At 50.3% G+C, this 14041-nt stretch carries 7 protein-coding genes and 1 pseudogene; 2 read left to right on the top strand and 6 right to left on the bottom strand.

Annotated elements, in window-relative coordinates; all coding sequences use genetic code 11:
• Positions 1-69 precede the first annotated feature (69 nt).
• A complete protein-coding gene (locus tag ABWH99_RS07480) occupies positions 70-3183 on the top strand; it encodes a PVC-type heme-binding CxxCH protein (protein ID WP_375585664.1) in 3114 nt (1037 codons plus the stop codon).
• 16 nt (positions 3184-3199) lie between these two features.
• Entirely contained in the window at positions 3200-4093 is an 894-nt protein-coding gene (locus tag ABWH99_RS07475; RefSeq protein ID WP_375585663.1) for a hydroxypyruvate isomerase family protein, read from the top strand.
• A 77-nt stretch (positions 4094-4170) separates the two neighbouring features.
• On the opposite strand, the gene ABWH99_RS07470 is transcribed toward ABWH99_RS07475, so the two are convergent.
• The 6 genes and pseudogenes from ABWH99_RS07470 to ABWH99_RS07445 all read right to left on the bottom strand — a co-directional run bounded on the left by ABWH99_RS07470 (position 4171) and on the right by ABWH99_RS07445 (position 14040).
• Positions 4171-5340, bottom strand: a complete 1170-nt coding sequence (locus ABWH99_RS07470; RefSeq protein WP_375585662.1) for a glycosyltransferase family 4 protein — start codon at positions 5338-5340, stop codon at positions 4171-4173.
• Between the two features lie 85 nt (positions 5341-5425).
• On the bottom strand, positions 5426-6478 hold the full coding sequence (locus tag ABWH99_RS07465) for an NAD-dependent epimerase (protein WP_375585661.1): 1053 nt from the start codon (positions 6476-6478) through the stop codon (positions 5426-5428).
• Between the two features lie 339 nt (positions 6479-6817).
• Positions 6818-9846 (bottom strand): annotated as a pseudogene (locus tag ABWH99_RS07460) (efflux RND transporter permease subunit).
• Between the two features lie 3 nt (positions 9847-9849).
• Positions 9850-10923: an efflux RND transporter periplasmic adaptor subunit gene (locus ABWH99_RS07455; RefSeq protein ID WP_375585660.1), complete on the bottom strand. Its 1074-nt coding sequence runs from the start codon at positions 10921-10923 to the stop codon at positions 9850-9852.
• Between the two features lie 427 nt (positions 10924-11350).
• Positions 11351-12910 carry a SulP family inorganic anion transporter gene (locus ABWH99_RS07450; protein ID WP_375585659.1) on the bottom strand — a complete coding sequence of 520 codons (1560 nt, stop codon included), beginning with the start codon at positions 12908-12910 and terminating at the stop codon, positions 11351-11353.
• A 239-nt stretch (positions 12911-13149) separates the two neighbouring features.
• Complete coding sequence (locus tag ABWH99_RS07445) at positions 13150-14040, bottom strand: serine hydrolase (protein ID WP_375585658.1); 891 nt, start codon at positions 14038-14040, stop codon at positions 13150-13152.
• Position 14041 lies beyond the last annotated feature (1 nt).

The raw sequence follows: 14041 nt of genomic DNA, 5'->3' as shown, positions 1-14041 counted from the left end.
GCCTATATAACTGTCAAAAAAACAGTTAAATTAGTGGAATAATATCGGAATTTTCTGTTTATTCAGCCAATGAATTTGCAAAAAAGCGTCAAGGACTATACAATCATGCTAAAAATCATTCGTCTTCGTTCCATGAAGGAATTATTTATCCTTCTAGTTATCTGCCTTTCGTGTGAACAAGCAGCAGATACTACCAGCCCCCACCCATTCGATCAATTGACCGAGGAAGAAAAACGAATGCCTGAAAATGCCTTGCTTGGAATCCGGGTAAATGAATCTCTCGAGGCGGGCCTATTTGCTTCGGAACCCATGATTACCAACCCCACCAACATTGATATCGATCACAAAGGTCGGGTTTGGGTATGCGAAGCGTACAACTACCGACCTGCCATCACGGGAAATGAAACCAAAAATGAAGGCGACCGCATACTCATCCTGGAGGATACCGACGGAGACGGTGCTGCGGACAAAAGCACGGTTTTTTACCAGGATCCGGAATTGAATGCACCGCTGGGCATTTGGGTCATGGGAAACCAGGCCATTGTCTCTCAAAGTCCCTATGTATGGTTGCTGACCGACACCGATGGGGATGACAAGGCGGACAAAAAAGAAGTGCTTTTTACGGGCATTGGTGGAGAGCAGCACGATCACGGCATGCATGCCTTTGTTTTTGGTCCGGACGGTAAATTTTACTTTAATTTTGGAAATTCCGGCGGGTCCATACAGGATCGGAATGGCCAAACCCTGACCGATGCGGATGGCACGCCCATTGATGCCGATTCGTACAAAGAAGGGTTGGTATTTCGATGCAATCCGGATTTCTCCGGCATTGAGGTATTGGGGCAAAACTTCCGAAACAACTACGAAGTGGCCGTTGACTCCTACGGTACCATGTGGCAATCCGATAACGACGATGACGGAAACAAAGGGGTCCGCATCAATTATGTAATGGAGTACGGCAATTTCGGCTACAAGGATGAAATGACTGGAGCCGGTTGGAGGGCCAATCGTACCAACAAAGAGAAAGAGATCCCACAACAGCATTGGCATCTCAACGATCCGGGAGTGGTTCCCAATCTGCTGCAAACCGGAGCAGGTTCTCCCACAGGCATGGTGGTATACGAAGGAAAAGCCCTACCGGAAGTCTTCTGGAACCAACTCATCCACACCGACGCCGGCCCCAACGTCGTGCGTGCCTACCCGGTGGAAAAAGACGGTGCCGGCTACCGTGCCACCTTAGTCAATCTTATGGAAGGTGACAAAGACCAATGGTTTCGCCCCTCCGACCTATGTGTAGCGCCGGATGGGTCACTGATGGTGGCCGACTGGTACGATCCAGGCGTTGGCGGGCATCAAGCAGGCGACCTAGACCGGGGCAGAATTTTCCGGCTATCCGCACCCGGTCAGGCCTACGAAATTCCGGTGTATGATATCAATTCACTGAACGGGGCGATTGAGGCCTTGCTGAACCCCAACCTTTCCATGCGCTACCAGGGTTGGAAAAATCTAAAAGCCATGGGCATCGATGCCGCACCCGCGCTGGAGAAAGTGTTTCGTACCCACGAAAACCCCCGTTTTCAGGCACGTGCCTTTTGGCTTTTGGCGAAATTGAAGGACACCGGAGAGACGTATATTCGCGAAGCTCTGGAGCACAGCAACCCGGACCTACGGATCAGTGCGATCCGGGCGGCAAGGCAGGAAAACCTGGACCTGGTCCCCCTACTGAAGCAGCTCGTTCTGGACGAAGATCCCCAGGTGAGAAGGGAAGCAGCCATCGCTCTGCGAGGTCTGCATGCTCCCGAAGCAGCAGATCTCTGGGCCAGCCTTGCCCTTCAACACGATGGAGCGGATCGCTGGTACCTGGAAGCACTGGGCATTGGGGCCAGCGGGCAGTGGACCGACTACTACGCAGCCTGGTTAGCAAAGAGCGGTGGAGATCTGAGCGATAAGAAACAGCAGGACATTGTCTGGAGATCACGGACCGGGGCTGCCGTGGATCACCTGGCCCAATTGGCTGCGGATCCTGCTACACCCCTGGACGATCGATTGCGGTATTTCCGAGCCTTTGACTTCAACCCGGACGCCGATAAAAAATCAAAGGCCCTGATAAAAATGCTGGAAGAGGGACAACTCCGGCAGGAAAACCAAGAAGAAAGCAGGAGAATGAATCAACTGGTGCTGACCCACCTTGACCCGGCCTACCTGAAGGAGTCTGCCACGGTACGCTCGGTTTTGGCCAATGCGCTGGAAGAAAGCGCCGGCACGGAAACCTACCTGGAATTGGTACAGAAATTTAACGTGCGCTCCGAAAATCCCAGGTTGCTGCAAATGGCACTGGCTGAAAGCGACAATAACCTCGGCAAGACAGCCGCGACCCTACTGCTCCGGCAGCAAGGGGCCGACCTGATTCGAAAGGTTTTGTACAGTGGCGAGGAGGAAAAGGTCTATCCACTGCTGGCCGTACTGCGGGGAATCGGATCCAAGGAATCCCTGGGCATGCTCGAGAAAATGGCGTTTGACACCGATCTTCCCCTGGCTACACGCAAGGAAGCGACCGCTGCCATCGGTGGAAGCTATGGAGGGGAAGAGCGAATCCTGGAACTTCTCAGAGCAGAACAGCTGCCGGAAAACCTGATTCCCTCGGCCGTAACAGGCGTGAGCCGGGCCTGGAGAAAAAGTGTACGGACAGAAGCGGCCAGTTACCTCGACAGTTCATCCGACGAAGAAAACGCACTTCCTCCAATGAAGGAATTACTGGCGATGGAAGGCTCGGTTGAAAAAGGCCTGGTCGTTTTCAAGAATAATTGCGCCGTGTGCCATCAGGTGGGCGATATGGGGATGGACTTTGGCCCAAAACTCACGGAAATCGGCAGTAAATTATCCAGGGAAGCACAATACATCTCCATTCTGCACCCGGATGCAGGCATTAGTTTTGGCTACGAGGGATACCTTATTCAGATGAAAGATGGCAGCAGTATGGGCGGAATCATCGCCAGCCAAACCGAAACCGATATCGAATTGAAGGTACCTGGTGGCAGCACCCTGCCGATTAAGACCGCGGACATGCAAAGCATGGAACAAATGGAGCATTCGATGATGCCGGCCGGTTTGGAAAAAACCATGAGTACCGAAGAACTGGTCGATCTGGTGGCCTACCTGATGTCGCTTAAAAAACAATCCTAATTTATCCCCAACACGTATGAAACGAACCGAGAATAACCCCCGAAGAAGTGTATTGAAAAGACTGGCCGGCACTGGCCTGGCCGGGATGCTTGCTCCCGGCCTCTCCCAGCGCCTCCTGGCCGCAGAGGAAGGCCTTCCCGAGAACCTGAAAGGAAACATCAACCATTCCGTATGCCGTTGGTGCTACAACGATATCGCGTTTGAAGACCTGTGCAAAGCTGCCGTTTCCATCGGCTTAAAGTCCATCGAATTGGCCGGTCCGGAGGAATGGCCCATACTGAAATCCTATGGATTGGACTGCGCCATGCCCTGGGGAGCGGGCATGGGAATTGAAAAGGGCTGGAACAATCCTGAGTTGCATGCGGAATTGATTCGTAGCTACGAGGAAGTCATCCCAAAAGTGGCAGAAGCTGGGTACAAGCAAATCATTTGCTTTTCCGGCAATCGAAATGGCCTGGATGACGAAACTGGGATTAAAAATTGTGCCGAGGGACTTAAAAAAATCATGCCTACCGCCGAAAAACACGGGGTCATCCTATGCATGGAATTGTTGAACAGCAAAGTCAATCACAAAGACTACCAGGCCGACCATACTACCTGGGGCGTCGAAGTATGTAAGGCAGTTGGCTCGGAAAACATCAAACTCCTGTACGATATTTATCACATGCAAATCATGGAAGGCGACGTAATCGCCACGATCAACGCGTATCATCCCTACATTTCGCATTACCATACCGGAGGCGTACCGGGAAGAAATGAAATCGATGAAACACAGGAATTGTATTACCCTGCTATTATGAAAGCCATCCTGGATACCGGATACCAAGGCTATGTGGGTCAGGAGTTTATTCCGAAGCGCCCCGATAAATTGGCCTCTCTCAAACAAGGCGTAAGTATTTGCGATGTCTGATGGCATCAAAAAGCCGCCACCTGTAAAATAAGGTGGCGGCTTTTTTTTACTGTACCGGACGCATCGAATCGATCCGGTTAGTTCATATTGATTTCGTTGTCCGAAAACACGCTTTTTGAAATCTCGGGCTTCCTCTTTCGTACCATCCTTTTCCGCTCCTTGCGACCGTGCTTTTGGGAAAGACTGGGCATTTTTTTGCAATTGGTCTTGATACTTTTTAGCGTTTGCTTGTCCATCCAAATACCGAGGGTTACCGCCACCAATGCCAGGAAGGGAAATAGGATGTGGTCATTTAGGGAGTTTCCCAAAAACACCAATGCAATGAATAGGAGTTTTACGGTACCAAGCGTCAATGCCACCTGATTGTGCTTCAATCCCATGCGGATAAGAAAGTGGTGTACGTGGCTCTTATCAGGCTTTAAGGGAGATTTACCCTTCATGCTGCGCTTGACAAAAATCCGAACCGTATCGTACACCGGTACGATCAGGAATGCCAGACCGGCGGCAAATGGGGCGTGTAGCTTTAACCCTTCCCAGGGAGCCATCGTACCGGTTTTGTCTACAAATAAGACCACCAGTACCGTAAGTGCGAAGCCCAGACTGAGCGATCCGGTATCTCCCATGAATATCTTGGCGGGGTGCCAGTTGAATACCAAAAAAGCCAAAACCGCACCGACGAGGGTAAATGAAATCAAGCTGTAGGAAACCATGCCCACTGAATAAAACCAAAAACCCAGAATCGTCAGTGTGACAAGGCTCAGCGAGCCAGCAAGACCGTCGGCCCCGTCAATCAGGTTAAAAGAATTGGTGAAAACGAGTATCGCAAAAAAGGTAAGCATGACGCTGGCCAAATAGGGAATTTCGTATATCCCCAAAAAACCATACAAGCCAGAAATGCGGATATCTGCCATCACAATCACGAAAAACGCCGGAATGGATTGCCCGATTAATTTTTGGAAAGCGGTCAATTCGATAAGGTCGTCCCGAAGGCCTACCGAAAACATAATGCCTAGTCCAACAAGAAAATACCGGGTCTCCACAATTTGATCAAAACTAAGCCAGGCAAAAAGTCCCAGAAACGAAGCTACCACGATGGCGATACCTCCCATGGAAGGAATACTACCGGCATGAATTTTCCGTCCCCCCGATACCTCCATGAAGTTGATTCGTTTGAGAATCATGATTAAAACCGGCGTCATCAAAAAACCAAAGAAAAAAGAGGTCGCAGTGGAAAGAAAAATGTTCATAGCAAGAGGGTTTTTACAAAAGTAGACATAATGGATTTACAATAGACCTATTCCGCCATCAAATTTGAACCGGCTTTGAATATTTCTACACATTATAGTATTCCTTGTACCAATTTATGAACCGCTCTATGCCCTCTGGTACCGAAGTCGACGGTTTGTATCCGATTTCCCTTTCCAATGGTGTGGTGTCCGCAAAAGTTGCCGGTACATCCCCTGGCTGAATGGGAAGCATTTCTTTCTTCGCCTCTTTCCCCAGCGACACCTCGATCGCCTGGATAAAATCCATCAAGCGAACGGGGTTCGAATTTCCGATATTGTATACCGTGTAGGGCGCCTTCGATTTGCTGGCATCACCCGTCGCGGGGTCCCAGCTGGGATCGGCCACCGGAGGACGATCCACGATCCGAACGACCCCTTCTACAATATCGTCCACGTAGGTAAAATCCCGCTTCATCTCTCCATAATTGAAAACCTGAATGGGCTTTTCCTCCACTATGGCTTTTGTAAACAGAAATAGTGCCATATCTGGTCGTCCCCAGGGTCCGTACACCGTAAAAAAACGCAGACCCGTGGTGGGAAGCCCAAATAGATGACTGTAGGTATGAGCCATCAGTTCGTTGGATTTCTTGGAAGCCGCGTACAGGGATACGGGATGGTCGACATTATGCGCGGTGGAAAACGGCATTTGTGTATTGGTCCCATAGACCGAACTTGAAGAAGCATAGGCTAAATGCTTGATCTGGTGATGCCTGCAAGCCTCAAGAATGGTTAAAAACCCAACTATATTGGCTTGAATGTAGGCATCCGGGTTGGTGAGGGAATACCGTACTCCTGCCTGCGCGGCCAGATTGACCACTTTGTCAAACTTCTCCTCTGCAAACAGCTTCATGACCCCTTCTTTGTCCTCCAACTGAAGCTGCACGAACCGATAATTGGGGTAGCTTGTACTGGATACAACCTTCCCGTACTCAATGGATTCGGGCTCAATACCGGTTTTTCTCAGCCGGTCGTATTTCAGTTGTACATCGTAATAGTCATTGATGCAGTCCAGTCCAACTACCTCATCTCCTCTTTCCAATAACTTTTCAGCCAAATGCATGCCGATAAATCCGGCAGTTCCTGTTATCAAAATTTTCATATATCTATTATTGTCTTTTTACGGCCATATGGAATCTCACATGGTTAATAGTCATTCCTCCTTGTGTCGCTTGCGACATGCTCGATTTCATGTGTCTGTTGCGTTAAGGGCTTACTGTTGCAGGAATAAAAGTCCAAGTGTTCCAAAAACCTGTCACTAAAACTAACTTGGTGTAGTAAAGGTACTAAATAATATCAAATGTAATAGCTCCCCCTAGCCTAAATTGCTTCCGGCGCCTTTGCTCAGAGGTAGAGGTATTGGACACCATTCAGTATTATTGATGGATCTACAACCCATCCGCAAAATATTCCCTGGTATTTTTTGGAATGCTTAACGAAGCTATTTCCCCTTGCTACCCAAAAACCAATAGGCCAACGGTACAAAATACAGGGCCGTAAAGGTTCCAATGGTGAGCCCACCGATCACCGAAACCACCAGGGGCCGCTGCAGGTCCGCTCCCAAACCGGTACTGAATAGAACGGGCAACAGCGCCAGAATGGTGGTAATGGAGGTCATAACGATGGGTTTCAGCCGGATTTCTCCCGCTTTGTACAAGGCCATTTCCAAAGCCGCTGCGGGTTCCTTGTTTTCGAAGAGGTATTGCTTCGATAAGCGATTGATGGTGTCTATTTTTAAAATGGCATCGTTGACCATGATGCCCAGCATGACCACCAACCCAATGGCAGACATGACATTCAGGGAAGTGCCGCTGAGCCAAAGAAGCAGAAAAGCCCCCCCTACTCCCAGAGGAAGCGTAAAAATCACAATCAAGGGCTGCAGAAAGTTTTCAAACTGGGCTGCCAGAATGAAATACAACAACAATACCGAAACCAGCAGATCCCAACCAACTGCCGAATGGTTTCCCTGTCCCGAAAGTATTGCCCGCCAAAATCGGCCGATAGGTTTTTTTCTGTAGCCCATTCCCGAATCCTTCGCTCCTCTTGCTGTGTTACAGGGCTTTCAAAGGCCAGGGACTGGTAAATTCCAGATCGATCTGCGGTGACAAATTTGTAGTGCTCGTCGTAAGAAACCGCAATGAACTCTTCCAATGCGTAAGGAATTCCCTCTTCTCCGTATAGAAAATTGGTTGTTAACAAGCGTTGAAAATCCAAGGCGTCGTGAACCAGCATAATGGGTGTAATTTCTCCAAAACGTTTGATATCGGTAATCAGGTAGTTGCCAAAAAGTTGTTGAATTTTTTCTACTAACTGTGGACCGTCTAATCCATAAAGGGCCAGCTTTTCCACATCGGTGCGGAAGACTACAGCGGCTCCTTTTTGCAAACCAGGCCCCTTGACCCAACCAGTAATCGGAAAGGAGGACAACCAAGGATCCATTTTCTCCGCCGGGACGGGTTGTTTGGAGGCAAGGTCCTTCCAGCGCAGTTCGAAAAACGGGCGGTCCGAGGAAAACAACTGGTCAAATGCATTGGGTGCATCCCGTATGGCTACAGCTGCCTGAGGAAATTTCCCCTGCATACGGTGCAACAACCGGGTGCTCGCCTGCTCTTTTTGCACGGCGTTTTCGAAGGTCAGAAAAAGGTCTGCTTGTTGGATGGCATTGTTTCCCTCGTGCAGGAGGAACTGCCGCAAGCCCACCTCACTTTCTGCCTGCAGATAGACTCCCGATTCCTCTTTCATCAGGTTAAGGATACGTTCCTTGTTTTGAATGGCATTGATCGGCTCGTTCCAGTCAATGGATACCAGGGCGTCAAACTTCTCGATGGGCGGCAAGCCCTCCACTTCCAGCAAGCGAACGGTAGCTAACATGACCGGAATCAGCAGCAGTAAAATTGCCAGGGACCAACGCGGCTGCGAAAATAATAAGCGGTACACTTTTTTATACCCGGCCAACAGCAGCAAGAAAACGCGGCTGTCCTCCCGGGACCGTTGCTCGGACTTGTTCTTGAAAAACAAGTAATACAGGAGGGGTAACACAACAAAGGCCACGAGTAGGGAAACCGATAAAATGGCGGCCACCGAAACCGCCTGATCGTAGAAAAGAGCGCCGGCTATTCCGCTTAAAAAGACCAGCGGAACAAAAACCGCCAGGGTGGTAAGCACCGAACTAATCAATGCCGACATCACCTCGTTTACCCCGCTGACACAGGCTTCAAAAAGGGGAAGCCCTTCTTGTTTTTTCCGACTGATGTTGTCAAGAACAATGATGGCATTGTCAATAAGCATTCCCAGTCCCAGGGCAAGACCACTCAGCGAAATGACATTGATAGAAATTCCTGCAAAATAAAATACCGCAAATCCAATGATCAACGAAGCAGGAAGGCTGACACCGATGATGATCGGAGTACGGTAATTCCCCATAAAAACAAACAAAATCCCAAAAGCAAACAAGCCACCGAACAACAAGCTGGTTTGCAAGTTGCTTATGCCAGCGTTCAATAGCGTAGATTGATCCTGAGTGAGCGCGAAATCCACCTGCGGATAGTCCTGGCGAAACAATTCCACTGCCTCGTATACCAGGGGCATGATTTCGTTCATTCGGGCAGCGGTTTGTTTGTGTACCGTAACGACCAGCCCTTCCCTTCCCTGAAACAGGTGAAAGCCGGTGGGTTTATCCAGGGCCTGTCGAACCTCCGCCAGTTTGCCGAGGACCACGGTGTTTCCCGATGGACCCCGCACAGGAAGGTTGCGAATGTCTTCGGGGGTTTCCAGCCGACTTGCCAGACGCAAATAATACCGAAACTGACCGTCCTCCACGCTGATTCCGGGCAGTTCGCTGTTTCCTGCTTCTATCGCCCGAATCAAATCCGATTCGGTCATGCCCAACCCTGCCAATACCGGTTTGTTCGGGCTCACGGAAATCACCCGGTCCTGGCGCCCGTTGATGTCCACGAGGGCCACCCCATCCAATTGTTCCAGGCGCTTTTTGATCACGTTTTCCGTAAGCAGCGAGACATCGGCAAAATCCACCCCCTCCTGCGGAACCACCTGCACGCGGACGATGGGGATGTCGTTGGTGTTGATGCGAACCACGCGGGGCCGGTCAAGGTCTTGTGGAAGACTGTTGGTAAGTCGATCGATTTTCTCGTTGACCGCAATGTAGGCCAGCTCCATCTGCGTGCGGTAGTCGAAGGTAAGACGCACGCTACCTACCTCAGAGCCCGCTTCGCTTTCCATGTCCTGGAGCCCGTTCAGGGTCACCATTCCCTCCCGGATGGGCCGAAGCACATTTTGCTCAATGGATTCCGGAGAGGTATTGGGGTAATCCACCTTAATAACAATCTGAGGCACATCGATCGGTGGCAGCAAGGCGATAGGTAAGGTGCGAAAGAGAATCAGACTGAAGATAAGCAGCGCCAAAAAGGTCATGCCTACCGCGATGGGTCGTGCCAATAAAAATCTAACCATACCTTAGTCTGTTATCACCTGCACCGGTGCCTGATGCGCCAACTGGACATTATTGCTAATTATTACCGGCTGACTGTTCGTCAGACCTTCGAGGATCTCCATCTCCCGGCCGTTGTCCTTGCCCACTTCCACGTAATTCCAAATGGCCTCTTCGTTTTCAACGGTGAAAACCACCGGCCTGCCGGATCGATACACCACCGCTTCCTTGGGTACGACCAGACTGTTGTTTTGTGGGGCGCGAATCACCGCCCGGGCATTCATCCCGGGAAGCAAGCTCCCGCTCTGTTGGAGATTGAGTGTTACTTGTACCAACCCATTTTCGTCTACCTTGGGATTGATGCTGCTTACCGTTCCGGAAATCCCGTCGCCAGCACCAGACACCGGGTACACCTCCGCTTTCTGCCCTTTCCCGACAAAAACGATATCTGACTCCAGTATTTTCACCTTCATTTCCAGCAGATTCGTGCTAAGCACCAGACAAACCTCATCTCCTGCGTTGACCAAACTACCTTTTTTGACCTGCAAGTCTGCAATCGCCCCGGCAATGGGCGCTTTTATTTCCGCTTTTTCCAGGTTACGTTCGGCTTCCCGCACCGCGATCTGAGCACTCAGAAGTCCGCTGGATGCCTTCCAAAACTCGTCCCGCTCCGCGCTTCCCAGGGAATCCAGCAGCGTGGTCTCCACATCTGCAGCGATCCGCCGGCTTTGGTATTCGGCCGTGGCCGAGCGTAAATCCACCTGGGCACGCTCCCATTCCATTTGGCTGTCGGTTTGGTCCAAACGCGCGATGGGCTCACCGGCCTGCACCGACTGCCCCTCTTCGACCAAAAGCTCCAGCAGATACCCTGGTCGCTCGACAATCACCATGACTTCGTTTGCCGCTTCGATTTTTCCGGTGGCATTGATCAGGTAGTCGAAAGACTTTGTCTCAGATTGCCCCACCCGGACCGCGGTGGCCTGCACCTCGTCCCGAAAGGTTTCCATAGGAATCTCTTCTGTCGTTTCCTCGGGGGAGTCACAACTTAGGGAAACAAAAAAAAACAGAAAACCGCAACAAATAGATGAGTAGGAAGCCATAGGATACAGGTACGGAAAGCGTTGGTTAGCAATGTTTGGAACTCGAAGTGATTAAATAACTAAAAAATTAAATTATCTCCAAATTTTTATTAAAAAAAAGGGGTATTATTTCCGCTCGGCGAAAATCGCTTTCTACGAACTCGATCTGCCGGTCAGCTCCCTGCAGTTGTTTTCAAACGTCGGAGGAACGCCTGCGCGGGGCTACTCCAGCCGACAGCATGGGTTGTCGCGGGCCCTGGTAACCGGGCCAGAAAACGGAAGGGGATGTAGGAAAAAAAACCTCATTCGAACGATTCGAATGAGGTTCCGCCTTGGTTACCCCCAGGTCTGTCACCGAAAAGACCCCGACCTGGGCCAGTGTTCAAAATTCGGGGCGGCCCCGAAACGGCCGATTGCGCCTTCCACCGGCGGGGACCAGGCATGCAATCTATTTGGACGTGAGTGCTTCCTGCTCAAGTACTATTTTGAAGCTCGGGTCATCTTCCGTAAAGTTTACATTGATTATTTTTTCGGCTTTAGTTAAAAGTACCCGGCTACTGTTGCTCAAATGTCGGATATACACGGTTTTGCCAAACTTTTCGTATCGCTCGGTGACCTTGTGAATGGCGTCTATCCCGGAATGATCCACGATACGGCTTTCCTTAAAATCGATGACAATCTCATCCGGATCGCCCATGGGGTCAAATTTTTGCCCAAAGGTCATGGCAGAAGCAAAAAACAGGGGACCGTATATCTCGTAATGCTTTACGCCGTTTTCGTCCAGGAATTTTCGGGCGCGAATCATTTTGGAGTTTTCCCAGGCAAATACCAAAGCAGCAATCACCACTCCAATCAGCACGGCCAGTGCCAAATTATGTAGCAGCACGGTTACCAGCGTGACCAATACCATCACCAGCACATCCGATTTGGGAACTTTTCGGAAGACCCGAAGCGAGGCCCACTCAAAAGTACCGATGGCCACCATGAACATCAGTCCGACCAATGCTGCCATGGGCACCATTTCTATATAGGTAGATAAAAACAAGATGAATACCAGGAGTCCGACCGCCGCTACGATGCCCGATATCCGGTTTCTCCCGCCTGCATTTACATTAATCAGTGACTGACCAATCATGGCACAGCCACCCATTCCCCCAAAAAATCCCGTGGTCACATTGGCAATTCCCTGGGCCACGCACTCTTTGTTTCCCTGTCCCCGGCTTTCGGTGATTTCGTCTATCAGCGTTAGGGTTAGCAGGCTTTCGATCAAGCCCACACCTGCCATGATGGCCGAATACGGCAAAATAATCATCAGCGTCTCCCAATTCAGCGGTACCAGGGGAAGGTGAAATTCCGGCAAGCCCCCGCTAATGGAAGCCATGTCACCAACGGTACGGGTATCCAGACCGCCAAAAATCACCACCAGGCTTACCACCAAAATGGCGGCAAGTGCCGAGGGGACCGCACGGGTCAGCTTGGGTAGAAATTTGATAATGGCCATGGTCACCACCACCAGTCCCAACATCAGGTACAGGGATGTCCCGGTCATCCATTCCAAGGCTCCGGATGCGCCGACAACCTTAAACTGAGCCAACTGCGACATGGCAATAACGATGGCCAGCCCGTTTACAAAACCAAACATCACCGGATGGGGTACCAATCGAATCAACTTTCCCAGCTTCAACACGCCTACCAAAATCTGAATAAGCCCCATTAACACCACCGCAGCAAATAAGTATTCCACCCCATGCCGCGACACCAGTGCTACTACAACGACCGCAATGGCTCCGGTGGCTCCCGAAATCATTCCAGGCCTACCCCCGATAATGGAGGTGATCAACCCAATGATAAATGCCGTGTACAGGCCTACCAACGGGCTCACACCCGCGATCAGAGAAAATGCGACTGCTTCAGGCACCAGGGCCAGGGCCACGGTGAGGCCGGAGAGTACTTCGTCTTTAAGATTGGCCTCCTTGGGAATAAATAATCTGTAAAATGTCTGCGTCATGGGTGATCTGATTGCGATTCTGAATTCGTCAGCAAAAAATACTGCTCAGCGTTATTTCGGGGAATGAAAGAGCAAAGATACTATACCTTTGGTGTTTTCGAAATAAAATTCTGTTAAATAACCAGAAATTCGCCGCGTAAAAAAATTTGTTCTGAACTCGTCCTTTCCTTAATCCACAGGTAATCAGGGACTAGTAGGGACCTTTCCGGGATGAGGCCGGGGTCCTTGCGGTCTTGGACTCAATCCGGGTTCTCCGATACGTAGTCGTAGATCAACCGGCTCATGCCTGCGATGGCCTCCTTTCCTGCCGGTACATCGGTCAGGTTTTTGCTAAGGATTACCAGTACGTATCGGCTACCATTGGGTAATTCCAAAATGGCCGTATCGTGTTGCACGCCGGTAATGGATCCTGTTTTGTGCGCAATTTTTACATCTGTCGGAAGTAGTTTGGGAATGAGGTCCTTAAAGTATTGATCGGAAAGAATCTTTACCATTTCACGGGATCCTTCTACCTTTCCACGAGCAATGGCCTCCATGATTTGCAACATATCCAGGGCCGTGGTGCTATTGCTTAGGCCTGCATCGAAGGCTTTGAGGTCTTCTACCCCCCGCAGCACCTGTATGTCTTCCGCACTCAGATCGCGCATGGTTTGGGTTACGTTTTTGGCTCCTACACGATCAATCAGGATATTGGTGGCCAGATTACTACTTTTTATGATCATCTGGTACATCAATTCGTAGAGGCTGGCTTTCTTACCGATCCTTTCGTAGAGTTCCTCCTGACTATCCACCCCCAGGTCCATGCGGAAGGTACTGCCGTCTACGATACTCTTGAATTCGTTCACAATGAGGATGGAGTCCTGTAGACTGAATTCCCCGGCCGCTGCTTGCTTAAAAAGCTCAATCATCACAGGCGTCTTCATCGTGCTGGCTGCATGGAACACTTCGGTCTCGTTGATCAGGAGTTGGCGGCCAGAATCATCCAACATGCGAAAAGCCAGAGCAAAATCTCCTTCGGTAGCTTGCATAAGTGAGCGAATATCATCTTCCAGAGCGCTTAAACCGGATTTTTCTGCCGGCCCGCTGCAGGCAAACAGGAGGATCAATGGGAACAATAGGGATGTTTTCATC

It is taken from the genome of Cyclobacterium xiamenense (genome assembly GCF_042140265.1).
Lineage (GTDB): Bacteria > Bacteroidota > Bacteroidia > Cytophagales > Cyclobacteriaceae > Cyclobacterium > Cyclobacterium xiamenense_A.
This window is presented reverse-complemented; position numbering and strand designations above follow the sequence as displayed.